The following is a 25,197-nucleotide window of genomic DNA, read 5'->3' on the forward strand; positions in this document are numbered from 1 at the left end:
GTGTCGCGTCTGCCAGCGCCGCGCGCAACTTAACGGCCGCCGCCGTCAATGTAAACGTTGCGGGGCGTCGAGCGCACGACCGAATTCGACTCGAATTTCTTTTGCCGTTAAGCACTTGATGACGGCTGCTCCAGTGAATCCCGAAGCCTCGCAACACAGCCACGACCACGTGCGCCTGGAGCATGTGGAGATGGCCTACAACGGCCGTCCGGTGCTCCGTGACCTTACCTGCCGTTTTCCCAGGGGCCGCATTTCGGTCGTGCTCGGCGGCAGCGGCAGCGGCAAGAGCACGATCCTCAAGCTGATCGGCGGGCTGATCCACGCCCGCGACGGGGCCGTCTACGTCGGCGAACGCGACATCGGTCGCCTCAGCGAGCGGGCGCTCTACGAGGTGCGGCGCGAGCTCGGAATGATGTTCCAGAACGGCGCGCTCCTGGACTCGCTCAGCGTCTTCGACAACCTGGCCTTTCCCCTGCGCGAACACACGCGCCTTTCGCGCGACGAGATCGAGCGCCAGGTGCACGAGCGCCTGCAGGCGGTGGGCCTGGAGGACGTCGACGACCTGCTGCCGCGCGAGCTCTCGGGCGGCATGGTCAAGCGCGTCGCCCTGGCCCGAGCGCTCATCCAGAGCCCGCGGGTGCTGCTGGTGGACGAGCCATTTTCGGGGCTGGACCCGCTCTCGACCAAGCTGATCGAGGCGCTGCTGGTGCGCATCAACCGCAAGTACGGCATGACGATGATCGTGGTGTCGCACCACATACCGTCCACCCTGCGGATGGCGGATCACGTGGTGCTGCTGCTGCCGGGCGGCCCGGTGCAAGGCAGCCCGGAACAGCTGCTGGCCAGCGCCGACCCGCGCGTGCGCCGCTTCCTGACCGAAGACACCGATGCCTCCGAAGACGTCCTGGCGCATGCCGAGGAGTTCGAGGCCGGCGAGCACCGTCCGCTGCTCGAGCAGCGCCGGGGACGGAAAAGGCCGTAATGGGTGTGACGAGCATGATTCGTGCGCTGGGCCATGGGACCGGCGACATGGTGGAGAGCCTCGGACGCCTGGCAGTCTTCACCGGCCACATCCTGCGCGTGACGCTGCGGCCGCCGCTGCGCCTGCGGGAGTTCGTCGATGAGCTGTTCAAGGTCGGCGTCCTCTCCATCCTCATCATCTGCATCTCGGGACTGGCCGTGGGCATGGTGCTGGGCCTGCAAGGCTACAACACGCTGGTGCGCTTCGGCGCCGAAGGATCGCTCGGCGCCGTCGTGGGTCTGAGCCTGATCCGCGAGCTGGGGCCGGTGCTGACGGCGCTGCTGACCACCGGCCGGGCCGGCTCGGCCGTCACCGCCGAGATCGGCACGATGAAGGCGACCGAGCAGCTCGACGGCCTGCGGATGATGGCGGTCGATCCGATCGACTACGTGGTGCGCCCCAAGGCCTGGGCGATGATCTGCGTGATGCCGCTGCTTTCGGCGCTGTTCATCGTCACCGCCATCTTCGGCGGCTACCTGGTGGGCGTGGGCCTGATGGGAATCGACGGCGGAACCTACATGTCCAGCCTGGAGAATGCGGTCGACTTCGGCAATGACGTCGCCGGCAGCATCCTGAAGGCGGTCATCTTCGGAGTGCTGGTGGGCCTGATCGCCACCTACCAAGGTTTTGCCGCCGCACCGACATCGGCCGGCGTCAGTGCCGCCACCACCTCGACCGTGGTCATCGCGTCCGTGAGCGTGCTGATCTTCGACTATTTCATCACGGCGTTGTGGGGAGTTTGAGCGGATGAACGAATCGGCGACGCGCGACTTCCTGGTCGGCCTGTTCGTGCTGGCGGGGCTGGCTGCGCTGGCTTTCCTCTCCTTCTCGATCGGTGGGCTGCGTTACACGGGCAAAGGCGGCCTGCCCGTCTATGCGACCTTCGACCAGATCGCAGGGCTCAAGCCGAAGGCGCCCGTCGAGATCGCGGGCGTCAAGGTCGGAGCCGTGACGGGCATTTCCCTGGACGAGACCTACCGTGCCCGCGTCGACATGGATCTCGACGCGGACCTCAAGCTGCCCGTGGACAGCTCGGCGGCCATCGTCACCGCCGGTCTGCTGGGCGATCGCTACATCCAGCTTTCGCCCGGCGCAGAGGACCGTCATCTGGCGCCGGGCGAGCAGATTCCATACACAGAGAACGCGCTGGTAATGGAGAGGCTGATCGGCAAGTTTCTCGTCAACGTCGGCGACTCCGGCAGCGAAAAGCCGGCAGGCGGCGGCGGCACGGGCGCTCCGACGGCGCCAGCCGAGTAGAGCCGACGCCCCACGCCGCACCAGGAGATGGTTATGACAGCTCATTGTCGAGGTCGGGCGGCCGCGCGCCAAGCGGTGGCGATGGTGACCATCGTCGCCGTGCTCGCCGTGCTCTCGCCGGCAGCTCGCGCTGCCGAGCAGGAGGAGCCCGGCGCCGAGGCCGATACCTATGCAACGCCGACGACCGACAACGATCCGTTGCGCGCGATCAATCGGCCGATCTTCGCATTCAACGAAGCTGCCGACCGCTACGTGCTCGAGCCGGTGGCGCGCGGCTATGATTTTTTGCTGCCCGACCGCGTCCAAGGCTGGGTGAACAACTTCTTCTGGAACCTGCGCTTCCCGATGGTGGCCACCAACTGCCTGCTGCAGGGCAAGCCCGACGAGGCCATCACCAGCATGAGCCGGTTCATCATCAACACGTCGGTCGGCGTCCTGGGCTTCGGTGATCCTGCCACGCGGCTCGGCATGCCCCAGCCGTGGGAGGACTTCGGCCAGACGCTCGGCGTGTGGGGAGTGCCCACCGGGCCGTACCTGGTGCTGCCGCTGTTCGGCCCGTCCAACTTCCGCGACGGTGTCGGCATCGCCGCCGATTCTGCCGCGCGCATCTGGCCCTACTACGTCGACTGGTGGGTCAGCCTCGGCGTCAGTCTGGTCGAGGGCATCAATCTGCGTTCCGTCTATCTGGACGAGGTCGAGCAGGCGCGTGAGCGCGCGCTCGACTACTACGTCTTCACCCGCGACGCGTACCTGCAGCGGCGGCAGGCGCTGATCGACGACCGGCTGAAATTCGGCGAATACAACGAATACTCGGCGCCGCCGCCTGCGGCCGGCGACGACCTCTACACATTGCCCGAGGAGAACTGATCGATGCGAAGCTTTCTGTGCGCGATGACGGGCCTGCTGCTGGCGGGCGTTCTTTCCGTCAATGCCACCGCCGCCACGGCGGCGGGCCAGAGCCCCGAGCAGTTTGTCGAGCAGACGGCCGCGCAGGTGCTCGAGATCCTGCGCGGGACGGCAAGCAAGCAGGAGAAGCTGGTCAGGCTCGAGGCGCTGCTCGATACCAAGAGCGATATCGACACGGTGACCAAGCTGGTGCTGGCGTCGAACTACCGCACGTTCTCCGAGCAGCAGCGCGGCGAGTTCCAGAAGCTGTTCAAGCAGTATCTGTCGGCCACCTACGGAGGGCAGATCGACAAGTACTCGAACGAGCGGGTGGAGGTGACGGGCGGGCGGCCCGAAGCGCACGGCGATTACACCGTGCAGACGCGCTTGAAGCGCACCAACGGGCAGCCCGACATCCTGGTCGACTACCGCCTGCGCCAGAAGAACGGCCAGTGGCTCCTGATCGACGTCATCGGCGAGGGGGTCAGCCTCATCGCCAACCTGCGCTCGCAGTTCCAGGAGATCCTGTCGCAGGGAGGACCCGAGCGCCTGCTCAAGGTTCTGCGCGAGAAGAGCGCGGCCTGAGCGCGCTGGACCTCGCTGACGATTCCACTACGCTCGGCTCATGAGAATGAAAACATCGTTCCTGCTTTCGCTTCTCCTGCTCGCCGCGCCCGCGGCGGCGGCCGTCGCCGTCGGCGAGCGGGTGCCTGCGTTCACCGCCAGGACCGCCGACGTCTCGGCGGCCGAGCCGAAGACGACCGAGCTCGACTCGCAGAAGATCAGCAAGCCCACGGTGCTGTTCGTGCTCGGCACCACGTGCGGGGCCACCAACGCCTACGTGGATCGCGTGCGGGAGCTCGAAGAGGCGTATGCGGGCAAGGGCGTCGACTTCGTCTACGTCTATCCGAACCGCACCGACTCCAGCGAGACGAAGATCAAGTATCACAAGGAGAAGGGTCTCAAGGGCCCGATCATCGACGCAGAGGGCGGCGCGGTGGCCAAGGCGCTGGGCGCGCAGCGAACCACCGAAGCGTTCGTGATCGGCAAGGACGGCACGCTGCTGTACCACGGCGCCGTCGACGACAACAAGGATGATCCGAGCGCAGTCAAGAACCGATACGTCGCGGCGGCCCTGGACGAGCACCTGGCGGGCAAGCCGGTGACGACGGCCCGATCGAACGTCTCGGCTTGAGGGATCAAGTTCTGACGCTGCCGGTCGGCAGCGCACAAACCGAAAAGGGACGGCCCCGGCCGTCCCTTTTTTTTGTTGACGAGCGGCGAGCGCGGCGCGTGCTCAACCGACCAGCTCAAGGCTGCGCGCGACCTGCTCGCGATTGGCGGTGGCATCGCCATAGGTCAGCTCGTCGGCTTTGACCCGCTTGAAGTAGATGTGCAGGTCGTGCTCCCACGTAAAGCCGATGCCGCCGTGAAGCTGCACGGCGTCTGCGACCACGCGCGGGCATGCGTCGCTGGCGAACGCTTTGGCCATGGCCGCAGCCAGCGCAGCACCGGGATCACCGCTGTCGATGGCCCAGGCGGCGAAGTACGTCAGCGACTTCGCGTTCTCGACGTCCACCTTCATGTCTGCGCAGCGATGCTGGATGGCCTGGAACGTGGCGATGGCGCGACCGAACTGCTCGCGCACTGCGGCGTACTCCACCGTCATCGTCAGAGCGCGCTCGGCCGCTCCGGTCATCTCCGCCGCCAGGCCGACCTTGGCCGTATCGATGATCCGGTCGAGCACGGAAGCGCCGTGCGCGCGGCGCCCGAGCAGACAGTCGCTCTCCACGCGCACCGACTCGAGCGTGACGGCGCCGAGGCGGCGCGTGAGGTCCACCGTCTGCATCGGCCGAACCGCCAGGCCCGGCAGCGTCGCGGGCAGAGCGAAGAACCCCAGACCATCGTCGAGCCGCGCAACGAGGACGATGGTGTCGGCGACGCCCGCGTCCGGAACGAAGAGCTTGCAGCCGTCCAGCACGTAGCCGCCCTCGTCGCGGCGCGCCGTGGCGGCGATTCCGGCAGCGTCCCAGAGGCCGCTGCGCTCGGCGATCGCGCAGGCAACGCGACGCACGCCCGTGGCGATCTCGGGCACGAGCGCGCCGAGCTGATCTTCGTCGGCAGTGGCAAGGATGGCGGGCAGCGACAGCGATACCGTGGAAACGAACGGTCCAGGCAGCGCGACGGCACCGGCTTCCTCGAGCACCAGCACCAGGTCCAGAAGCCCGAGGCCGCTGCCGCCGAAGCGCTCAGGCGCCGTCAGGCCGAGCCATCCGAGCTCCGACAGTCCCTTCCACGCCTCTTCGGTGAAGCCGGCGGCATCCTCGAGCATGGCCCGAGCGAAGGACGCAGGAAGCTCCGTCCGCAGATACTCGCGCGCGGCTGCACGAAGCTGCTCCTGTTCCTGGCTGAAGCCGAAGTCCATGCAGTCAGCGCCCGCGCGCAGGATCGTTGCCCGGCGATGCCGGCGCAAGTGGCGCGGCGCCGGGAATCGGCGCCGTGCCCGGCGTCGAGGCGCCTGCGGCAGGCGCCGGCGGCTGCACCGGAGGCGGGCCGAGCGCGGCAGCAGGGCGCGGCGCCGGAGCGAGCGCATCCAACGCCGAGGGCGCGCCGTCTTCGGGCGGCACGATGGGCTCGGGCATGGCCGCGCCGGTTGATGCCAGCTGGCGGCGAACGTTCTCGAAGATCAGGTCCAGGTAGTACTGCGAGTTGAGCCCGAGAAGGTAGACCTCGTCCTTGCCGGCCTTCTTGGCGTAGACGGCGGTGCGCGTGGGGTTGAGCTCGCCGAATGCGATGGTGGACAGCACTTCCCCGGCCTGCTCGACGCGTAGGCGAATGCGCGGCGGATTCAGGCCGTACTGGCCGTGCCGCTCCACACTGTCGGCGACGATCTCGATGGGCGGCGTGGCCACCAGTCCGTCGAGCAAGGCATCGACGATGTCGCTCGGCGATGCCAAGCCGACCGGTTCCGTGATCGCCCAGCGTCCCTGCTGGCGCTGGAACTCGACGGCGGCATCCGCCCTCTCCGCGCGCACGCGGTCGATGCGCTCGGGCACCGCCGCCAGAAACGGCTCGTTGGTGGCCGCCGGCTTGGCCTCTTCGACCGTGCGGGCCGAATGCACGCTCCACAGGTGCGCGCCGAGCACGAAAGCCAGAGCGTAGTACGCGAGGATGCGCGGCCAGGTCACGGCCCGAATCTCCGGTAAAGGAACAGGCCGAAGCCCGCGAGCAGGAACAGCCCCGGCTGCACGACGACCGCGCTCCAGAAGACGCCGTCGGCATCTTCCTGGCTGACGAAGAGCTGGTTCTTCCCGCCGACCTTGCGCTGCGGGCGCGTGGCCATGAGCGTGTCCTCGCGCGCCAGCCAGTTGACCGAGTTGACCAGCAGGTCCTTGTTGCCGAGGTAGTCGAGGAAGCGGTTGCCGGCGAAGTCGGAATCGCCGAAGGCGACGATGCGCGTCTCCACGCCCTGCTCTTTTGCGGCGGCGGCCGGCTCGGTGACCGCGACGCCCACCGGCAGCGGCCCATTGATGTCGCGGCCGGCCACGAACTCGGCGGCGCCGCCTTCGAGAATCGTCGGGTCGTAACTGGCCCAGCTTCGCGGGCCCGTCTTGAGCAGCGTCTCCGCCATGCGGCCCTTGTCTTCGTCGGTGCGCGCCGTGACGACGGCGGCCAGGGAGAACATCGGCGGAGACTTCAGCGTCGAGCTGATCAGATGCTGGCGATTGACGTCGGCCACCGCGGTCGAGAATTGCTCGCCGCCGGCCAGACGGTTGCCCGCGTCCAGGACGATGTTGGCGCCCACTTCGATCCCGTACTGCCCGAGCAGCGCGACCAGACGCGGCGCTCGGAACGGGTCGAGCAGCGCCAGCATCTTTCCGCCGTTGTCGAGCCAGCGGCCGAGCGAGCGCGCCTCCGGCTCGAGCAGATCGCTCCTGGGGCCCGGGATCACGAGGATGTCGGCGTCCTCGGGCACCTCGGCGCCGCCGAGCAGGCTCAGCGGCTCGATCGTGTAGCCTTCCATCGACAGCGCCTCGCGCAGAAGCGAGCAGCCGACGTTGCGATCGGTGTTCTCGATCGAGCACTCGCCGTGCCCGGTCATCGAGTAGACCTTCTTGGCCTCCTGCATGACGCGCAGGATCGAGGACATGAGCAGGCTTTCCGTGGGATTGCTGAAATCGGCGCGCTTGGTGCCGCTCTCGACGACGGTGGAGCCGTAGGTGCTGACGCCGTACTGCGCCGCCAGCGCCGGATTGCGGTTGACGTCGACGACGTCGTAGCTGATCAGCGGCTGCTCGCGCGAGACCTGCCAGAGCAGGTCCTTGATGTAGGGATTGCGCGGGTCCTCGGTGCGGATGAACGACAGGATCTTGATCGGCTGCGTCACCTTGGCCAGCACCTGATGGGCGTGGTCGGAGAGCGTGAAGCGGTTGCCGGGGCTGAGATCGAAGCGGACGTTGTAGATGTAGGCCGCCGTCACCAGCGTGGCCAGAAACGCGGTCAGGCCGACCGTGGCGACCACGAGCTGCAGCCAGCGTCGGGTGGTGATGGAGATCATCGCCGGCCGCTCCACTGGCGCGACTCCATCGACCGCATCGTCAGCCAGCCCATCAGCGCCGTCAGCGCCACGAAGTAGGCCACGTCCTTGAGGTCGACGACGCCGCGCGCGAACGGCTCGAAGTGGTCGTAGGCGCAAAGCTGGGAGACCAGCCCCAGCCAGTCGCCCGGCACCGCGGCTTCGTTCCAGGACAGGTTCCACAGCAGCAGCACGGCGCCGAACGTGAAAACTGCGGCGATCAGCTGCGTCTCGGTCAACGACGACAGGAAGATGCCGATCGAGACCATCGCGCCGATGAGCAGGAACAGCCCGAGGTAGATCGCGGCGACGTGGCTGAGGTCGAACGGCTCGACGCGGTAGATCAGGATCGGATAAAGCGCGGTGGCGCCGATCAGCAGAGCGAACACGCCCATGCATGCCAGGAACTTCGAGGCCAGGATCTCGAAGTCGCGAAGCGGCGCCGTGTACAGGAGCTCCACCGTTCCCAGATGCTTCTCCTCGGCGTAGACGCGCATGGTCACGAGCGGGATCACCGTGATGACGACGCGCACGATGTCCGCGTACAGGCGCTGCCACAGGTGCTCGACGATGCTCTCGCCGAAGCCGAAGGTGATGAACGCGTTCAGGTTGGTGTAAAAGTAGTAGCCCGACAGCGCCAGGAAGACGGCACCGACGAAGTACACCAGCGGCGAGGCGAAGAAGCCGCGCAGCTCCTTGGCCAGCAGGGCCAGGAATGGTCTCATGACGCCTGCTCCGCGTGGCCCGAGCGCTCCAGGATTTCCACGAACAGATCCTCGAGGCTGAGCAGCTTCGGGCTGACTTCGTGAACCGACCAGCCGTGCTCGACGAGCACGCGCACCAGGTGCGAGCGCACCGCCGCGCCGCTTCGCGACCGCACCGCCAGCGACAGCACGCCGCCGCGTGCGCGCTCGATGAGCTCGGCGGCCTCCACGCCCGGCGCTGCGCGCACGGCGGCCAGCACGGCCGCCTCCGGCCCGGTCACCCGCACCAGCGTCTCGCCGCGGCCGGCCGTCTTTTCGGTCAATCCTTCGACGGTGTCCTCGGCGATGAGCTTTCCCTGGTCCAGGATCAGGACGCGCCGGCAGGTGACGCTGACCTCGGGAAGGATGTGCGTGGACAGCAGCACCGTGGCCAGGCCCGACAGCGTGCGGATGAGGCTTCGAATCTCCACGATCTGGCGAGGGTCCAGGCCGACCGTCGGCTCGTCGAGAATGAGAATCTGCGGCTGATGGATGATCGCCTGGGCGATGCCGACGCGCTGCTTGTATCCCTTGGAGAGCTTGCCGATCTGGCGCCGCCGCATCGAGGTCAGGCCGCACACGTCCATGGCCTCTTCGACCGCGCTGGTGACCCTGCCCTCGACGCCGCGCACCTTGGCGATGAATGCGAGGAAGCCCTGCACCGACATGTCCGGGTAGAGCGCGACGCGCTCGGGAAGGTAGCCGATGAGCCGGCGGGCCTGCAGCGGATTCGTCCGGATGTCGACGCCGTCGATGCTGCAGCTTCCCGAGGTCGGCGCGAAGAAGCCCGTCAGCATGCGCATGATCGTCGTCTTGCCCGAGCCGTTGGGTCCGAGCAGGCCGACGATCTCGCCGCGCTCGACGTTGAAGGAAACGTCGTCGACTGCGCGGAACAGACCGTATTCCTTGGTCAGATGCTCTGCTTGGATCACCAGCTACGCCCCGAGCAGAAACGAAGACGCCGGCCCGGAGGCCGGCGTCGTGGATTGTTGCCGAAACGGAAAACGGTCTCCAGTTTCCCGGCAAGGAAACCGGAGGATCCGCGAGCTAGCCGATGCGTCGGAACCAGGTCTTGCCGCCGTCGTTCGTGTTCATGATGAACCCGAAGCCGCCGACCATCCAGCCGACCTTCTCGTCGTAGAACTTGACCTCGCGGATCCAGTTGTTGACCTGCGTCCCGAGGTTGCCCTTGCCGAGCGGGCCGCCCGGCGGCGCATAGACCGCCTGGCCCGAAGCTCCCACCGCCCACACCGAGCCATCCGGAACCAGCGCCACCGAATAGAACGGCGCATCGTATTCCTTGATGTTGTGGGCAACCCACGTCCAGCTCTCGCCGCCGTCGTTGGAAGTGGCCACGCGGCCGTCGAGGCCCGCCACATAGGCCGTGTTGCCGCGAACCTCGACATCGAAGAACGTGGGCAGATCCATGATGTCGATGTACTCCTCGCCCACCAGCGAGGACTGCTTCTCGGTCCAGGACTTGCCGCCGTCGGTGGTCTTCATGATCTTGCCGAACTCGCCTACGACGAAACCGGTCTGCCCGTCGACGAACTGGACGTCGTAGAGGACGGGATCCTCGAACGCGATCATCGCATTCTCGTCGAGCTCCTCCGTCAGGGTGGGCTTGAGCGTGGTGGCGGTCCAGGTCTTGCCGCCGTCGGTGGTTCTGGCCACCGTGGAACGGTCGCCGACCGCGATGGCATTGTTCTCGTCGATCACGCTCAGCGCGAAAAGAGGCGCCAGCGGGCACTTGTTCGACTCTTCGGTCGCCTCGGGATCGCCGCCTTGCTCGCGGCACTCGTCGTTCATGTACATCTTGGCATCCTGGCGCTGCCAGGACTTGCCGCCGTCGGTCGTGCGCAGGATCGTCGATTCCTGACCGACGATCCAGCCGGTCTTCTTGTCGGGCGCCATGTCGATGCTGTAGAGCGCCGCCTCGGTGCCGCTGTCGATCACGTTCCAGCTGGCGCCCATGTCGGCGGTGGAAAGGAGCTTGCCGTCATAGCCGATGACGATGGCCTCCTTGGGTCCGAGCATGACGAGATCGTAGAAGCGGTCGGCGACGTAGATTTTCTGGGTCGCCATCGGCTCCCAGTCCTCATTGCCGTGGCAGGCCGCGACCGAGAGCGAGGCCAAGGCGGCAAAGGCCAGCGCCCAACGTCGACCCGAGAGGTCAATGCGATTCATTCTGCACTCCTGAAGACTGAAACGCGGGGAATTTCGGCCGCTTCCGGTCCGGCGGTCGGGCCCGCAAACCGAGCCCCTTTAACGGCCAGGGTGGTGCAAGTCAAAAACGTCCCGGTCCGCGGCGTGCGGCCGCAGCCCTAGTCGGCCACAGCATCGGCCGGGAAGTACTCGCTGCGCTCGGCGCCTTCGACCAGGGTCTGGTTGTCGATCTTCCAGACGCCGTCCTCCTTGACCAGCTCGTAGAGCTCGTACTCGTCCAGCCCGAGCTGATTCAGGAACTTGTCCTGGGACTTCAGGATATTGGGAACCTTGGCGGTGCCGTCGGCGGCAACCGCGGCGGGAAAGACCTTGTAGCCGAAGATCTTCACCTCGCCCATCTGCACGATGTACTGCTGCTCCTTGCTCCACTCCTCCTTGCTCTTGCCGGCCTTGAGCGCCTTGGAGACGAGCTCGTAGGCATCGCCGAACTTCTGTTCCTGCATCGCCTTCAGATAGCCTTCGACGGTCTGCTCGGGCGTGCGCGCCGACGGCGAAGCGGCAGGCGCCGAGGGAGCCGCCGGCTTCGCTTCCGGCTTGGCCTCGTCGGCCGCCGTGGCCGTCATGGAGGAAAGCGCGAACAGCAGCGAGGCAAGGATGGAAGTAGAAATGGCTTTCATGCCGGCATCGTAGCAACCGGCGACTCCAAGGCAACAGGGGTTTCCGGCGGTTTGCCCACCCGCTCCCGGCGGACTACATACATTCGATGAGCACGCCCAATACGGCCGCCACGCAAGGCACCCTTTCCGAACGACTCAGCCAGATCTTCGACGCATTCGTCGCGTACGGTCCCGGCGCCGCCACCACCACCACGCGCTATCTGTTCCGCCTTACCGGGCAGGCTCCCGGCTCCTACATGCTGGTCGTGTCGCCGGAGGGTGTGAGCTGGGAGGGCGGCGACGCGGCGCCGCCGGATGTCACCATTCGGATCGATGCCAACGACCTGGTCGCGATCGCCGATGGAAGCCTGGACGGGCGGCTCGCCCTGGCCAGCGAGAAGATGGAGCTGGCCGGCGATCTGGAGGCGGCGGCGCGGATGGTGGCGACGATCTGCCCGGCCGAGGCGGAGAGCTAGAGCGTCACCGGCAGCCCGTCGAAGACCTGCCGGATGACGTTGAGGACCACCTCGTCGTCGAACGGTTTGGACAGGTAGAGGTCGGCGCCCATTTCGAGAGCCCGCGTTTCATCGGATTTCTGGCCCTTGGCCGTCAGGATGATCAGGTAGGTGCCGAGCAGGTTGGGGTCCTGGCGCACCGCGCGACAGACCTCGTAGCCGTCCATGCGCGGCATCATGACGTCGACCAGGATGACCTTGGGACGCACGCGGCGCACGACCGCCAGGCCCGAGATCCCGTCGGCGGCCGTGGCGACCTCGACGCCTTCGGCTTCCAGAATGAACGCCACCGTCTCGCGAATGTTGGGCTCGTCGTCGATGATGACCACGCAGTTTCGAAGATGCGCGTTGCGTGCCGGAGGCGTCATGCTCCGCCTCCCCCGCCGCGCGGCACCCAGGCCGCCGGGCGCTTTTGAAGGAACGCGGCGATGCCCTCGGCGGCCTCGTCGGAGATTCGCAGGCGCGCGATCATCTCGGCCGTGTACTCCAGCGCGTTCTCGATGCCGAGCCGCGCTACCGTATCCACCAGTTCCTTGGCGGCGATCAGCGCATTGGGACCGGCCTTGCCGAGATCGGCGGCGGTCTTCTCCACCGCTGCATCGAGGTCGCCTTCGGGCGCCATGACGTCGATGAGCGAGTACGCCAGCGCCTGTCTCGCATCGATCGGCTCGCCGGTCAGGAAAAGGCGCTTGGCCACGGTCGGGCCGAGGCGCCGGATGCAGAACGGCGAGATCACGGCCGGCACGATGCCGAGCCTCACCTCGGAGAACTGGAAGCGCGCCTTCTCGGTGGCCACCACGATGTCGCAGGCAGCCATCAGGCCCACTCCGCCTCCGATGGCCGGTCCGTTGACGCGCGCCACCACCGGCTTGCGACAGGCGGCGACACGGTGGAACAGGCTTCCCATGCGATACGCATCGGCGCGGTTGGCGTCGTCGCTGGCGTCGCGCGCGCTCTGCATCGTGCGCAGATCGGCGCCCGCGCAAAACGCACTGCCCGCACCGGTGATGACGATGGCGCGCACGTCGTCGTCGGCCTGGTGACGCTCGATCGCCTCCCCGATCGCCTCCATCAGCTCGCCGCTGAGCGCGTTGCGGACATCGGGACGGTTGAGCGTGATCCAACCGAGTGCGTCATGAATCCGTGTTTCTACGACCACGTTGCCGCCCTCTTCCGCGCGCCCTCGAGCAGCGAGCTCGCCACCTCGATCTCCATCGTCAGCAAGCCCTGCGATGCGGTCTTGCCCTGGTTGTCGAGCTGCAGCGAGATCGTGCCGCCGCCGCCGAGCGCGTTCTGCAGCGTGAAATTGAGCGCGCACAGGTTGTCGAGCCGGAACCTGCGAACCGGTCCTTTGGCCAACGAGGCGAAGAAGGCCGCCACGCGCTCGGCCGTCACCTCGCGCACCAGCTCCGGATACAGCTCGGGCCGCAGCGCCGCCACGCCGATATTGCAGGTGTCGCCCTTGTCGCCCGAGCGCGCGTGCGCGATCACGCCGAGCGGCACCTTGACGCGCGGCCCCTCCGCGCACATCGGCGCGGCCGCTTCCTCGCCGGTCGCGATCGGACCGCTCGGCCCGCTCTCGCACGGGAGCTCGAGTTGCTCGCCTTCCATGAACATGCGCTGCACGACGTGCCTGCGCTCGATCAGCGCCGGCCAGTAGCCGAACGCCGGCTGCGGCGAGGGACGGCCACCGGCGCCGCAGATGCCCGGAGGGCCGGCCAGCGCAATGCCGGCCATCTCGCGCGAGAACGCCTCCAGCGCGCGCTTGTCGCTGCTGCGGCAGGCAAAGCGCAGCACGACCTCGTTGGGATCGACGTGCGGCGCCGCCGACTCGCCCCAGCAGCCGTTGTAGCCGAGCAGCTCGGTGCGCGTCTCCTCGAAGCTCCCGCGCACGCGGCTCCAGAAGATCTCGGCGAACTTGCGCGCCTTGGCGACGGCCTCGGGGCCGCTGACGACCACCATGCCGATCGATCGCATGCCGGCCTCGTACGTCATCGACACCTTGAGCGAGCCGGTCGGCATGCGCCCGCGCACGCCGCGAATGCGGACCCGGTCCTGGCCCTCCTCTTCCATCGTGAAGGAGGTGAAGTCGGCGATGACGTCGGGGCTGGCGTAGGCGCGCGGATCGCCGATCTCGTAGAGGCACTGCTCGGTGGCGGTGCGGCGGCTGACCAGGCCGCCCGTGCCGGGGTGCTTGGTCAGGACGAAAGAGCCGTCCGCGGCGACCTCCACCAGCGGGTAGCCCATGTTCTCGAACGAACCGACGTCGCGCCACAGCGTGTAGTTGCCGCCGGTGACCTGCGCGCCGCATTCGATGAGATGGCCGGCAAGCAGGCCGGCGGCCAGGCGGTCGTAGTCCTGCCAGTCCCAGCCGAACTCGTGCACCATCGGGGCCAGCACGCTGGCGGCGTCGTAGGTGCGTCCGGTGACCACGATGCGTGCGCCGCGGCCCAGGGCCGCGGCGATGGGCCGGGCACCGATGTAGGCGTTGGCCGAGTTGACGAGCGAGAGGCGATCGCCGATCGGCTCGCCGGTGTCCAGATGCGTGAAGGGAACGCCCGCGGCGGCAAGGTCCTGCAGGCGCGGCAGGAGATCATCGCCGTCGACGATGGCCACCGGCAGATGCACGCCCGCATCGGCAACGGCCGCTTCGAGCGCGCGCCCGCAGGCACCGGGGTTGATCCCGCCGGCGTTGCAGATGACGGTGATGCCGCGCTCGGCCACTTCGCGCAGCAGCGGCCGCATGTAGGCGACGAAGTCGCGCGCGTAGCCGGCGTCCTCGCTCGCCGCCTTCTGGCGCGCCATGATGATCATCGTGATCTCGGCCAGGTAGTCGAGCGTCAGATAATCGATCGGCCCGCCGCGCACCTGCCGTGCGATGGCCGCGCCTTCGTCGCCCCAGTACCCGGAGGCGTTCGCAATGATGATCTGGTCTTTCATGTCCCCTCCGGGGCCCCGTCCCGATTTTCCCGTCTTCGTGCGTGTTCGGCAGGCGGCGAGGACCGGGCTCGCAAACGCCGACGAATGCGCAGCCCGTAGGCGAAACACCGTAGGTTCAAGACCTGCCTCCTACATCCGGAAGACGCCGAACCTGGTTTCCGCGACCGGCTCCTGCAGCGTCGCCTCGAGCGCCAGGCCGAGCGCGGCGCGGGTCTGCAGCGGGTCGAGGATGCCGTCGTCCCACAGGCGCGCGGTGCTGTAGTAGGGGCTGCCCTCGGCTTCGTAGGTGGAGACGACCTGGTCATGGATCGCCTTCTCCATCATCGGGTCCATCTCCTGCCCGTCGCCCGCAAGCTGCGCCTTCTTGACCTGCAGCAGCACGCCCGCCGCCTGCTCGCCGCCCATCACCGAGATGCGCGAGTTGGGCCACATGAACAGGAAACGCGGCCCATAGGCGCGCCCGCACATCGCATAGTTTCCGGCGCCGTGGCTGGCGCCCACGATCACCGTCAGCTTGGGCACGTCGGCGTTGGAGACGGCGTGTACCATCTTGGCGCCGTCCTTGGTGATGCCGCCGTGCTCGTACTTCCTGCCGACCATGAAGCCGGTGATGTTTTGCAGGAACAGGATCGGCACGCGCCGCTGGCAGCACAGCTCGATGAAGTGCGTGGCCTTGAGCGAGGCCTCCGAGAAGATCACGCCGTTGTTGGCGATGATGCCGATCGTGTGTCCGTACAGGCGCGCGAAGCCGGTAACGAGCGTGGTCCCGTAGCGCTGCTTGAACTCGTGGAAGCGGCTGCCGTCGACCAGGCGCGCGATCACCTCGCGGCAGTCGTAGGGCGTGCGCGTGTCCTTCGGGATGATGCCGTAGAGCTCGGCCGGATCGTAGAACGGCTCTTCGGGCGTTTCGCGGCCCGGCTGCTCGTGCGGCCTGCGCACTAGGTTCTCGAAGATGTCGCGCGCGATGGACAGCCCTTCGCGATCGGAGCCGGCCAGATGATCGACGACGCCCGAAATGCGCGAGTGCACGTCGCCGCCGCCGAGGTCTTCGGCCGTCACTTCCTCGCCGGTGGCCGCCTTCACCAGCGGCGGCCCACCGAGGAAGATCGTGCCCTGCCCGCCCACGATCACGTTCTCGTCGCACATCGCCGGCGTGTAGGCGCCGCCGGCCGTGCACGATCCCATCACCACCGCGACCTGCGGAACGCCGGCTGCCGACATGCGCGCCTGCATGTAGAAGCCGCGCCCGCCGTTGTGCGCGTCCGGGAAGATCTCCGACTGCAGCGGCAGGAACGCGCCGCCCGAATCGACGAGGTAGACGGTGGCGATGCGGTTCTCGAGCGCGATGGTCTGCGCGCGGATCGTCTTCTTGACGGTGATCGGATAGACGGTGCCGCCCTTCACTGTCGCGTCGTTGCAGATGATCATCGCCAGACGGCCGCGGATGCGGCCGATGCCGGTGATGACGCCCGCGCACGGCGCGTCGCCGTCGTACATGTCGTAGGCCGCCAGCGTCGACAGCTCGAGGAACGGCGATCCGGGGTCGAGCAGCCCCTCGACGCGGTCGCGCGGCAGCAGCTTGCCGCGCGCGACGTGGCGCTGGCGCGCCTTCTCCGGCCCGCCCAGGCGAATCTTCTCCTGGCGCCGATTCAGCTCGGCCACCAGCTCCTCGTTCACGCGCCTGTTCTCGGCGAACTCGGCGGTGTCGGTGCGGATCTGCGAGACCAGCCGCTGCATGCTCAGTGGCCGTGCCCGGAGTGGTCTTCGCCGGCCGGCGCCGAAGGTGACGCCGGCGCCGGTGGCGGCGGCGGCACTGCCGGAGCGGGCGGCGCCGGCGGCGTCACCGGAGCAGGCTTGCCGTCGGAGGGAGCAGCATCACCGGCAGCCTTGGCATCACCGGAAGTGCCGCTTGCGCCAGGCGCAGCACCGGCAGCGTCGGCCTGGTACCGGATCGACGACAGCGTCGCGTAGAACTGCTGGAAGTAGAGCTGGTTCTCGTAGGTCTTCTCCTTGGTGATGCACTGGACGACGAGGTACTGCTTCTCGTCCGGCGACATCGTCACGTAGTAGACCTCGTAGGCGTCGGGCTCGGCGGCTCCCGGCGGCGTCTTGGCCAGGAAACGGTACGTGTAGATGTTGGTCGTGCCGGGCACCAGCAGGATCGGCGAGACGCCGGTGATCTCGTCCTTGCGCGCGTCGGCCTGCTGTTTGCGGCTGAGCTCGGCCAGCCACGACGGCGACGGGATCTGCGTGCCGGCGGGAATGTCGTGCGCCTCCATGACCACGCCGAACTTGGTGTTGATCTGATCGCTTCCCGGCGTCTGCTCGACGTACACGAGCTGCAGCGACTGCGTCGAGTTGGCGATCTGGCGCCAGCCGTCATGCCTGGGCGGCGTGTATTGGAAGCGGCCCAGCGTGTACTCGGGCGGGATGGGGTCCAGCTGCAGCAGCCCCTGCGCAAGGGCGTGGTCGGGCGCAAGCCCGAGCCAGAGAGCGGCCGCGGCGATCACCGAGGCGGGAACAAGGAGCTTTCGGTCAGACGGACGCATCGGGTGTTGTCTCCTCTGTCTCCGCCGCCGGTGGCGGAGCTTGGCGATGTTGGAGGACGGTGCGGTCGTGAATCTCATCGGCCAGCGCAGCGATGCCGTGGGCGTCGGTGACGATCTGGCAGGGCTGGCCGAAGCGCTGCCGCAGCTCGAGCTCCAGGTCGCGGCCGCGCGGCCACGGAGCCAGCACCAGAAGAGCGCCGCCCTCGCCTTCCCCTTCACGCGCAGCGCGCGCATGCCCCTGTCGCAGGAGGGCGACGTCGCGCTCGATGATCTCGATCAGATCGCGCGGCGCATCGTGACGGATCAGCACCACATCGGGCTGGCGCGCGAGCATGCGCCCGGCGCCGGCGGCATCGCCGGAGGCTAGCGTGTGGATGCCTTCGTGCTCGAGGCTGACGCACAGATCGCAGCGACGCCGGCAGTCGGTGTCGACAACGAGCGCGACCGGAACGCGTGCCCTTTGCTGCGTCGGCTGGGCTGCACGCGCCAGCTCACGCAGGCGATGCTCGATGCCGCCGAGGCGCTGCTCGCACCGCTCGATGCCGCTGCGCAGCCGTGCATCGACCGAATCGTCGGGGTCGCCGAGCTGCATCTCCACCGTCTCGAGCCGCTCGAGGCCGGCGTCGAGGAGGTCGGCAACTTCTTCGAGCGAAGAGCTCAGGCCATCGAGCCGGCTGGCAAGCGAAGCGACGGCGCTTGCATCCGCGCCCACTGCGCGGCCGGCCGCGCTTTCGGCGGCGCCGGAGCTCGTGCCGCCCGGGGCGTGGGATGCGGCGCTCTCGTCGGCGCCGGCAGAACTGTTCTCGCCGCCGGTGCCGACATCGCCGGCCTCACCGGCCTCGGCCATCTCGGCCGCGGCCCGGCGCACATCGGCCATCAGCTCGCGAGCCTGCTCGCGCAGCTCCGCGATGGCTTCGCCCGCGCCCAGCTGCGACGCGGCCGAGGCCAGCGTGTCGAGCCAGCTCTCCGATCGTTCCTTGTCCGATGCTGCTTGCGCCATGGGCCAGCTCTGCAACCTGCCGTGGCAGGACCGGGCTTGCTCGGAGCCTGCCCTGCAGGTCCGGCGGCGCGCGCCTGGTGCTCTCTATGCGCCCTCGCGCTCGCGCGCGTAGTTGGCCCGTGGCCTCGGCGGAAGGTTGAGCACGCTCTTCGGGAAGAACCCTACGAGGTAGCCGACGATGTCCTTGACGGACACGACGCCGACCGGCGCGCCCGCCTTGTCTACCAAGGGGATGTGGCGGTATCCACCGAGGCCCATCAGGTTCAGCGCGAACGCGATCGAGTCGGTGGGGCGCAAGCATTCCGGCTTCGGCGTCATCACGCGCCGCACCGCCATCTTGCTCGGGTCCAGGCCGGCGGCGACCACGCGCGAGACCACGTCACGGTCGGTGAAGATGCCCTTGAGCTTACCGCTGCGCACCACCAGCACGCATCCGATGTGACGCTCGTGCATCAGCTCGATGGTCTCCAGGACCGACGCCGGCGTCTCCACCGTCACCGGCACCGCCGGCGGCAGCACCGCAAGCGGCTGGCGCAGCATGTTCTCGTCGAACGTGCGGGCTCCGTCGCCGGTCTCCAGGTCGGCAATGCTGTCGCGAATGAAGCCGGCGATCGGATCGACGCTGTCGGGGCGCGCGGTCACGCAACCGTCCAGGTCTCGCCGCTGCGATAGAGGCGATCGAAGCTGCCCTCGCCCTTGGCCGCACGTGCCTGCTCGATCTGCGCGTGCACGCTCTGCTCGTAGAGCGGGTGCGAAGCGCCCTGGACCGCGCGCAGGACGCCGAGCGGCACCGGCAGCCCGTCGCGTCCGAGGCGCGACAGGAGCTGGGTCACCACCGGATTGGTTTCGTCGTGCACGACCAGATCGGACGCAGGCACGGCATCGACGCGGACCACTTCGGGCGACAGGTCGGCGCGCAGGCGGATGCCCTTCTTCAGGCCTTCGCCGAACACGAGCGGCTTGCCGTGCTCGAGCAGGAGCTGGTGCTCGTTCTTGGTGAGGCGATTGCTGAGGTCGTCGTAGACGCCGTCGTTGAACACCGGGCAGTTCTGGAGGATCTCGACGAAGGAGGTGCCCTTGTGCGCGGCAGCGCGCATCAGCACCGCCTGCAGGTGCCTGGTCTCCACGTCGACCGTGCGCGCGATGAAGGTCGCGCCGGCGCCGAGCGCGAGCGCGGCGGGCTCGAAGGGCGGATCGACCACGCCCATCGGACTCGACTTCGTGGCCAGACCCAGCCTGGAGGTCGGCGAGTACTGGCCCTTGGTCAGACCGTAGATCTCGTTGTTGAAGAGCAGGATGTTGACGTCCAGGTTGCGGCGCAGGATGTGGATCAGGTGGTTGCCGCCGATCGAGAGGCCGTCGCCGTCGCCGGTGACGATCCACACCGACAGCTCCGGACGCGCCAGCTTCAGGCCCGTGGCCAGCGCGGGTGCGCGGCCGTGGATGCCGTGGAAGCCGTACGTGTTCATGTAGTACGGAAAGCGGCTCGAGCAGCCGATGCCCGAGATGAACACGATGTTCTCGCGCGCCACGCCGAGCTCCGGCATCACCTTCTGCACCTGGGCAAGGATCGCGTAGTCGCCGCAGCCCGGGCACCAGCGTACGTCCTGATCGCTGGCGAAGTCCTTTCTTCCCGGCGCCGGCCTGGCGCCGCCTTCGAGATTCTCGCTGCCGACCGTGCTCACCTGCTCGCCTCCCGTCGCCGCTCCTCGATGAGCGCGCCGATCCTGGTCACCAGTTCGGCGGCCGTGAATGGAAGCCCCTGGATCTTGCTGACGGGCACCGCGTCCACGAGGAGCTCGTCACGCAGCACGCGCACGAGCTGGCCGGTATTCAGCTCCGGCACCAGCACGGTGCGATAGCGCCGCAGCACCTTGCCGAGATCGCGCGGAAGCGGATTGAGCCAGCGAAGGTGCACGTGGCCGACGGCCGTGCCCGCCGCGTTCAGGCGCGCGACCGCCTCTTCGATCGCACCGAAGGTCGACCCCCATCCCACCACCACCGCCTCGCCCAGCTCGCTTCCGCTGACGCGGGTTGCCGGAAGCTCGTCGGCGATGCGGGCGATCTTGCCCGCGCGCACCCGAACCATGCGCTCGTGGTTGGCCGGCGCGTAGCTGATGTCACCGCTGTCGTAATCCTTCTCGATGCCGCCGATGCGATGTTCGAGCCCCGGCGTGCCCGGCCGCACCCAGGGCCGTGCCAGCGTGTCCTCATCGCGCAGGTACGGCTGGAAGCCGACGGTCTGGGTCCAGAACCGGACCGGCTCCATCGCCACGTCTTCGTACGTGGGCAGGCGCCATGGCTGGGCGCCGTTGGCGAGATAGCCGTCGGAGAGAAGGATGACGGGTGTCATGTACCGGGTCGCCACGCGCACGGCCTCGATGGCCGCGTCGAAGCAGTCGACCGGCGTCGATGCGGCCAGCACCGCCACCGGGCATTCGCCGTTGCGGCCGTAGAGGGCCTGCAGCAGGTCGGCCTGCTCGGTCTTGGTGGGCAGCCCGGTGCTCGGGCCTCCGCGCTGCACGTTGACCACGACCAGCGGAAGCTCGGTCATGACGGCCAGGCCGATGGCCTCGGCCTTCAGGGCGATGCCCGGGCCGCTGGAGGCCGTGACACCGAGCGCACCGCCGAAGGAGGCGCCGACGGCCGCGCCGATGGCCGCGATCTCGTCCTCGGCCTGGAACGTCACCACGCCGAAGTGCTTGTGCGCCGACAGCTCGTGGAGGATGTCGCTGGCCGGCGTGATCGGGTACGACCCGTACACCAGGCGCAGGCCTGCCTTGGCCGCCGCCGTCATCAGTCCCCAGGCCAGCGCCTGATTGCCGGTCACGCTGGTATACAGGCCCGGCTCGATCGTCGCCGGTGCCACCGAGTAGCGACTCGTGAACAGCTCGGTGGTCTCGCCAAAGTTCCAGCCGGCCTTGAAAACTCGCGTGTTTGCCTCGACCAATGCAGGGCTTTTCTTGAAGCGCGCCTCGATCCATCGCAGCGTCTCCTCGATCGGCCGCTGGTAGAGCCAGCTGCACAGGCCGAGCGCGAAGAAGTTGCGGCAGCGCACCACCGTCCGCTGAGGCAGGTCCATGTCCGAGACGGCCTGGGAGGTAAGCTTGGTCATCGGAACTTCGAAGACGCGCCAGCGGCCGAGCTCTCCGCTCTTGACCGGCGAGTCCGTGTAGCCCGCCTTGGAGAGGTTGGATTTGGTGAACGCGTCGGCGTCCAGGATCAGCGTTCCGCCTTCGCGCAGATCCTCAACGTTGACGCGCAAGGCCGCGGGATTCATTGCCACCAATACGTCGGGCTGATCGCCAGGCGTGAACACGCGCTTGCTGGAGAAGTGGAGCTGGAAGCCGCTGACCCCGGCAAGGGTTCCGGCGGGCGCGCGAATTTCGGCGGGGAAGTCCGGGAGCGTGGCGATGTCGTTGCCGGCCAGCGCGGATTCGGTGGTGAACTTGGTTCCCGTCAGCTGCATGCCGTCGCCGGAGTCGCCGGCGAAGCGGATGACGACGGTCTCAACGGTCTCGAGTCTCTTGGGCGTGCCGCCGGATGGCGCGGAGTCCGTGGACGGCGGTACGCCGGATGCCTGGGACATGCTGTGCCTCCTCGCTCCTCGGCGCCGGGCAACCCCACATGATGCTACGCCGCGAAATGAGGGCTGACAATGGATGCTTCAAGGACCGTGCAGGGATTCTTATTTCATGAGGCGCAGGCAGCGGCGGCGCAAGTGCTGTCGCCTGCGGATTGCCACGTGCCTGCGTGGCAGGCCGCGATGCGACGCGCATCTCGGACCATGCGCCGCGCAGGTCTCATTCCGTCAGCGCTTCGATGTCCGCCTGCAGCGAGGCGTCGTCTCCGCTCGGCTCGGGCTGGGTCTTCCAGCGCCGGTGCGCCCAGTTCCACTGCTCGGGATGCCGGCGCACGAAAGTCTCGATCAAACGCGTGTATCGCTGCGTCAGCTCACGCACCACTTTGGGCCTGTCTGCGGGCGCGGGCGCCGGCGAAGGCGGCCAGATCGGGCGGCCTGAGACGGGAATGGTGTGCTCGCCGTGCCAGGCGCCAAAGACCGGCAGGACCGGCGCACCGGTGGCCAGCGAGAGGCGCGCCAGCATGGTCGAGGTGCAGGCGGGCCGGCCGAACATGTCGACGAAGATCCCGTGGCCGGGCCGCTGGTTCTGATCCAGCGCCACCGCCACGCAGGTGCCGGTCTTGATCAGCCGCAGCGCCTCGCGCACGGAGGCGCCGCGGCCGATCGACGTGACGTTCATGGCGCGGCGGTCGGCGATGACGAAGCGGTCGATCGGGTCGTTGTGGATGCTTCGGTGGAACACGGCCACCGGCCCGATGCGCACGCCCCAGGTGCGCGCCAACAGCTCGAAGTTGGCGGTGTGGGCGCTCAGGACCAGCAGCCCCTTGCCCGCCGCGCGCGCCTGCTCGGCCCGCTCGGCGACGCGCTGCCACGGCGCCGCCGGCGTGGCGGCGACGAGGTCGCGGCCATGGATGATCTCGGCTGCGATGCGCCCCCAGTTCCGGAACGCCACGCGAGCCAGATGCTCCACGCTGGCTTCGTCCATTTCCGGGAACGCGATCGAGAGATTCTCGCGCACCACTTCGACGTGGCGCCGGTCGAAGCGTGCGAACAGGTCGGCCACGTTCTGCAGCGCCCCGCGCGCAGCGGCCGGCGAGACGCTCCCGAGCACCGCCCAAAGGCCGCGCAGACCGGCGTAGACGAAATAGTTGGCGGTGCGGGCGATCGCGCCGTCGCGTTGCGCCGCAGGCGCCGCCGGCAGACCGGCGGCCGGCGCGTGCACGGGCGGCAAAGCCGGACCCTGTTCTCCTGATTGAGCCACCTGACCTGCCCTGCTACTGGTTCCCGCCGTCATGGAAAAGCGCGATCAGGCCCCGAAGAAAGACGCTCCCTGGATCATTCGCACCTACTCGGGCTACAGCTCGGCCAGGCTCTCCAACGAGCTCTACCGCAGCAACCTCGCCAAGGGTCAGACCGGCCTGTCGGTGGCCTTCGATCTGCCCACGCAGACCGGTTACGACAGCGACCATCCGCTCGCGCGCGGCGAGGTCGGAAAGGTAGGCGTGCCGATCTGCGGCATCGCGGACATGGAGACGCTGTTCGAGGGGATTCCCCTCGACCGCATGAACACCTCCATGACGATCAATGCGACGGGCGCCTGGCTGCTCTCGCTCTACATCGCGGTGGCCGAGAAGCAGGGGGTCAAGCCCGCCCAGCTCTCCGGCACCATCCAGAACGATCTGATCAAGGAATACCTTTCGCGCGGCACGTACGTCTTTCCGCCCGAACCCTCGATGCGGCTGACCACCGACATCATCACCTACACCGTGCGCGAGATTCCCAAGTGGAACCCCATCAACATCTGCAGCTATCACCTGCAGGAAGCGGGCGCGACGCCGGTCGAGGAGCTGGCGTTCACACTCGCCAACGCGCAGGCCGTGCTCGACTCCGTGCGCGCACGCGGCGTTGCCGGCGAGGACATGGGACAGGTGTTCGCGCGCATCTCCTTCTTCGTCAACGCGTCCATCCGCTTCGTCGAGGAAGTCTGCAAGATGCGCGCGTTCACGCAGATGTGGGACGAGATGGGCGCGCAGCGCTACGGCGTCACCGACGCCAAGCAGCGCCGCTTCCGCTACGGCGTGCAGGTGAATTCCCTCGGGCTGACCGAGCAGCAGCCCGAAAACAATGCCATCCGCATCGCGCTCGAGATGCTCGGCGTGGTGCTCTCGCGCGACGCTCGCGCGCGCTCCATCCAGCTGCCGGCTTGGAACGAGGCGCTCGGCCTTCCGCGGCCGTGGGATCAGCAGTGGTCGCTGCGCACCCAGCAGATCATGGCTTATGAGACCGACCTGCTGGAGTACCCGGACATCTTCAACGGCTCCAAGGTCATCGAGGCGCGCGTGCGCGAGCTGATCGAGGAAGCGCGCGCGGAGATGGCCAGGATCGACGAGCTCGGCGGCGCCGTGGCGGCCGTCGAGTCGAGCTACATGAAGCAGCGCCTGGTCGAATCCAATGCGCGCCGCGTGCGGCGCATCGAAGCCGGCGAGCAGAAGGTGGTCGGCGTCAACTGCTTCACCGAAACCGTGCCCTCGCCTCTGATGGCGGATGCCGAAGGCGCCATCATCAAGGTGGATCCCAAGGGTGAGGCCGAGCAGATCGAGCGCCTGCAGGCGTTCCGCAGCTCGCGCAACAAGGCCGAGGTCGACGCCGCCGTGCGCGGCCTGCGCGACGCGGCCATCGGTGGCGACAACATCATGAACGCCTCCATCCGCTGCGCGCTGGCTGGCGTCACCACCGGCGAGTGGTCGGATACGCTGCGCGAGATCTTCGGCGAGTACCGCGCCCCGACCGGCGTCTCGGGCCAGGCCGCGCCTGCCAGCGAAGACCTCGAGGGCGTGCGCGGCCGCGTAGCCGCCCTGACGCAGCGGCTCGGGCACGTGCCGCGGCTGCTGGTGGGAAAGCCCGGGCTGGACGGCCACAGCAACGGCGCCGAGCAGATCGCGGTGCGCGCACGCGACGCCGGGTTCGACGTCATCTACCAGGGCATCCGCATGACGGTCGAAGAGATCGTGGCCACGGCCCAGGAAGAGGACGTCGATGCCATCGGGCTGTCGATCCTGTCGGGCTCGCACATGTCGCTGGTGCCCGAGACGCTCTCGCAGCTGGCCAAGGCCGGCATGGGCGACGTGCCGCTGATCATCGGCGGCATCATTCCCGAAGACGATGCGCGCGAGCTGCGAAAGAGCGGAGTGGCCGGCGTCTACACGCCGAAGAACTTCGAGCTGACCCGCATCATGAGCGACATCCTCGAGATCCTGGAGCAGAAGCAGGCGGCATAGGCGGCGCCGCCGACGGCGACGCAACCTC

Annotated in this window: 25 protein-coding genes; 8 read left to right on the forward strand and 17 right to left on the reverse strand. The window is 68.0% G+C overall.

Annotation, left to right across the window (positions count from 1 at the left end; translation table 11 throughout):
- The first annotated feature begins 118 nt into the window (after nt 1–118).
- From VEC57_01830 to VEC57_01855, 6 genes are read left to right on the forward strand one after another with little or no spacing between them, the layout of a single operon-like run.
- Nucleotides 119–982 carry an ATP-binding cassette domain-containing protein gene (locus VEC57_01830; protein HYB97849.1) on the forward strand — a complete coding sequence of 288 codons (864 nt, stop codon included), beginning with the start codon at nt 119–121 and terminating at the stop codon, nt 980–982.
- A 14-nt stretch (nt 983–996) separates the two neighbouring features.
- Nucleotides 997–1,764 (forward strand): MlaE family lipid ABC transporter permease subunit, encoded by a 768-nt coding sequence (locus VEC57_01835; protein HYB97850.1) that lies wholly within the window; start codon nt 997–999, stop codon nt 1,762–1,764.
- Nucleotides 1,765–1,768: 4 nt separating this feature from the next.
- On the forward strand, nt 1,769–2,278 hold the full coding sequence (gene mlaD / locus VEC57_01840) for an outer membrane lipid asymmetry maintenance protein MlaD (protein ID HYB97851.1): 510 nt from the start codon (nt 1,769–1,771) through the stop codon (nt 2,276–2,278).
- Between the two features lie 33 nt (nt 2,279–2,311).
- Nucleotides 2,312–3,145 (forward strand): VacJ family lipoprotein, encoded by an 834-nt coding sequence (locus VEC57_01845; protein HYB97852.1) that lies wholly within the window; start codon nt 2,312–2,314, stop codon nt 3,143–3,145.
- A gap of 3 nt (nt 3,146–3,148) precedes the next feature.
- Complete coding sequence (locus VEC57_01850; protein ID HYB97853.1) at nt 3,149–3,748, forward strand: ABC transporter substrate-binding protein; 600 nt, start codon at nt 3,149–3,151, stop codon at nt 3,746–3,748.
- 40 nt (nt 3,749–3,788) lie between these two features.
- Nucleotides 3,789–4,358 carry a redoxin family protein gene (locus tag VEC57_01855; protein HYB97854.1) on the forward strand — a complete coding sequence of 190 codons (570 nt, stop codon included), beginning with the start codon at nt 3,789–3,791 and terminating at the stop codon, nt 4,356–4,358.
- 102 nt (nt 4,359–4,460) lie between these two features.
- Here VEC57_01855 and VEC57_01860 read toward each other — a convergent pair whose 3' ends face one another.
- The 7 genes from VEC57_01860 to VEC57_01890 all read right to left on the reverse strand — a co-directional run bounded on the left by VEC57_01860 (nt 4,461) and on the right by VEC57_01890 (nt 11,325).
- Nucleotides 4,461–5,588, reverse strand: coding sequence for an acyl-CoA dehydrogenase (locus VEC57_01860; protein HYB97855.1), 1,128 nt, complete (start codon nt 5,586–5,588; stop codon nt 4,461–4,463).
- 4 nt (nt 5,589–5,592) lie between these two features.
- The gene (locus tag VEC57_01865; GenBank protein ID HYB97856.1) at nt 5,593–6,351 is read right to left on the reverse strand and encodes a DUF4340 domain-containing protein; all 759 of its coding nucleotides are present in this window, start codon (nt 6,349–6,351) and stop codon (nt 5,593–5,595) included.
- Nucleotides 6,348–7,721 (reverse strand): GldG family protein, encoded by a 1,374-nt coding sequence (locus VEC57_01870; GenBank protein ID HYB97857.1) that lies wholly within the window; start codon nt 7,719–7,721, stop codon nt 6,348–6,350. The genes VEC57_01865 and VEC57_01870 overlap by 4 nt, the downstream gene beginning before the upstream one ends.
- Nucleotides 7,718–8,464, reverse strand: coding sequence for an ABC transporter permease (locus VEC57_01875; GenBank protein HYB97858.1), 747 nt, complete (start codon nt 8,462–8,464; stop codon nt 7,718–7,720). Before VEC57_01875 ends, VEC57_01870 begins: the two co-directional genes overlap by 4 nt.
- Nucleotides 8,461–9,414 carry an ABC transporter ATP-binding protein gene (locus tag VEC57_01880; GenBank protein ID HYB97859.1) on the reverse strand — a complete coding sequence of 318 codons (954 nt, stop codon included), beginning with the start codon at nt 9,412–9,414 and terminating at the stop codon, nt 8,461–8,463. The genes VEC57_01875 and VEC57_01880 overlap by 4 nt, the downstream gene beginning before the upstream one ends.
- A 115-nt stretch (nt 9,415–9,529) precedes the next feature.
- Nucleotides 9,530–10,669, reverse strand: coding sequence for a YCF48-related protein (locus VEC57_01885; protein ID HYB97860.1), 1,140 nt, complete (start codon nt 10,667–10,669; stop codon nt 9,530–9,532).
- Between the two features lie 137 nt (nt 10,670–10,806).
- Entirely contained in the window at nt 10,807–11,325 is a 519-nt protein-coding gene (locus VEC57_01890) for a hypothetical protein (GenBank protein ID HYB97861.1), read from the reverse strand.
- Nucleotides 11,326–11,411: 86 nt separating this feature from the next.
- Here VEC57_01890 and VEC57_01895 point away from each other — a divergent pair, with 86 nt between their 5' ends.
- Nucleotides 11,412–11,780, forward strand: a complete 369-nt coding sequence (locus VEC57_01895; protein ID HYB97862.1) for an SCP2 sterol-binding domain-containing protein — start codon at nt 11,412–11,414, stop codon at nt 11,778–11,780.
- On the opposite strand, the gene VEC57_01900 is transcribed toward VEC57_01895, so the two are convergent.
- From VEC57_01900 to VEC57_01945, 10 genes are all read right to left on the reverse strand, one after another.
- A complete protein-coding gene (locus VEC57_01900; protein HYB97863.1) occupies nt 11,777–12,187 on the reverse strand; it encodes a response regulator in 411 nt (136 codons plus the stop codon). The two genes, VEC57_01895 and VEC57_01900, sit on opposite strands and share 4 nt — an antisense overlap.
- Nucleotides 12,184–12,978, reverse strand: coding sequence for an enoyl-CoA hydratase-related protein (locus VEC57_01905; protein ID HYB97864.1), 795 nt, complete (start codon nt 12,976–12,978; stop codon nt 12,184–12,186). Before VEC57_01905 ends, VEC57_01900 begins: the two co-directional genes overlap by 4 nt.
- Complete coding sequence (locus tag VEC57_01910) at nt 12,969–14,759, reverse strand: acyclic terpene utilization AtuA family protein (protein ID HYB97865.1); 1,791 nt, start codon at nt 14,757–14,759, stop codon at nt 12,969–12,971. The genes VEC57_01905 and VEC57_01910 overlap by 10 nt, the downstream gene beginning before the upstream one ends.
- Before the next feature lie 129 nt (nt 14,760–14,888).
- Nucleotides 14,889–16,496 (reverse strand): carboxyl transferase domain-containing protein, encoded by a 1,608-nt coding sequence (locus VEC57_01915; GenBank protein HYB97866.1) that lies wholly within the window; start codon nt 16,494–16,496, stop codon nt 14,889–14,891.
- A 2-nt stretch (nt 16,497–16,498) separates the two neighbouring features.
- On the reverse strand, nt 16,499–17,308 hold the full coding sequence (locus VEC57_01920; protein HYB97867.1) for a hypothetical protein: 810 nt from the start codon (nt 17,306–17,308) through the stop codon (nt 16,499–16,501).
- Complete coding sequence (locus tag VEC57_01925) at nt 17,295–18,308, reverse strand: hypothetical protein (protein HYB97868.1); 1,014 nt, start codon at nt 18,306–18,308, stop codon at nt 17,295–17,297. Before VEC57_01925 ends, VEC57_01920 begins: the two co-directional genes overlap by 14 nt.
- Before the next feature lie 84 nt (nt 18,309–18,392).
- Nucleotides 18,393–18,950 carry a CBS domain-containing protein gene (locus VEC57_01930; protein HYB97869.1) on the reverse strand — a complete coding sequence of 186 codons (558 nt, stop codon included), beginning with the start codon at nt 18,948–18,950 and terminating at the stop codon, nt 18,393–18,395.
- Nucleotides 18,947–19,993, reverse strand: a complete 1,047-nt coding sequence (locus VEC57_01935; GenBank protein HYB97870.1) for a 2-oxoacid:ferredoxin oxidoreductase subunit beta — start codon at nt 19,991–19,993, stop codon at nt 18,947–18,949. The genes VEC57_01930 and VEC57_01935 overlap by 4 nt, the downstream gene beginning before the upstream one ends.
- The gene (locus tag VEC57_01940; GenBank protein HYB97871.1) at nt 19,990–21,897 is read right to left on the reverse strand and encodes a 2-oxoacid:acceptor oxidoreductase subunit alpha; all 1,908 of its coding nucleotides are present in this window, start codon (nt 21,895–21,897) and stop codon (nt 19,990–19,992) included. The genes VEC57_01935 and VEC57_01940 overlap by 4 nt, the downstream gene beginning before the upstream one ends.
- Before the next feature lie 214 nt (nt 21,898–22,111).
- Nucleotides 22,112–23,113: a lysophospholipid acyltransferase family protein gene (locus VEC57_01945; GenBank protein HYB97872.1), complete on the reverse strand. Its 1,002-nt coding sequence runs from the start codon at nt 23,111–23,113 to the stop codon at nt 22,112–22,114.
- Between the two features lie 70 nt (nt 23,114–23,183).
- Here VEC57_01945 and VEC57_01950 point away from each other — a divergent pair, with 70 nt between their 5' ends.
- Nucleotides 23,184–25,169 (forward strand): protein meaA, encoded by a 1,986-nt coding sequence (locus VEC57_01950; GenBank protein ID HYB97873.1) that lies wholly within the window; start codon nt 23,184–23,186, stop codon nt 25,167–25,169.
- Nucleotides 25,170–25,197 lie beyond the last annotated feature (28 nt).

The organism is Candidatus Limnocylindrales bacterium (genome assembly GCA_035626395.1).
GTDB lineage: Bacteria > Desulfobacterota > Binatia > UBA1149 > CAITLU01 > DASPNH01.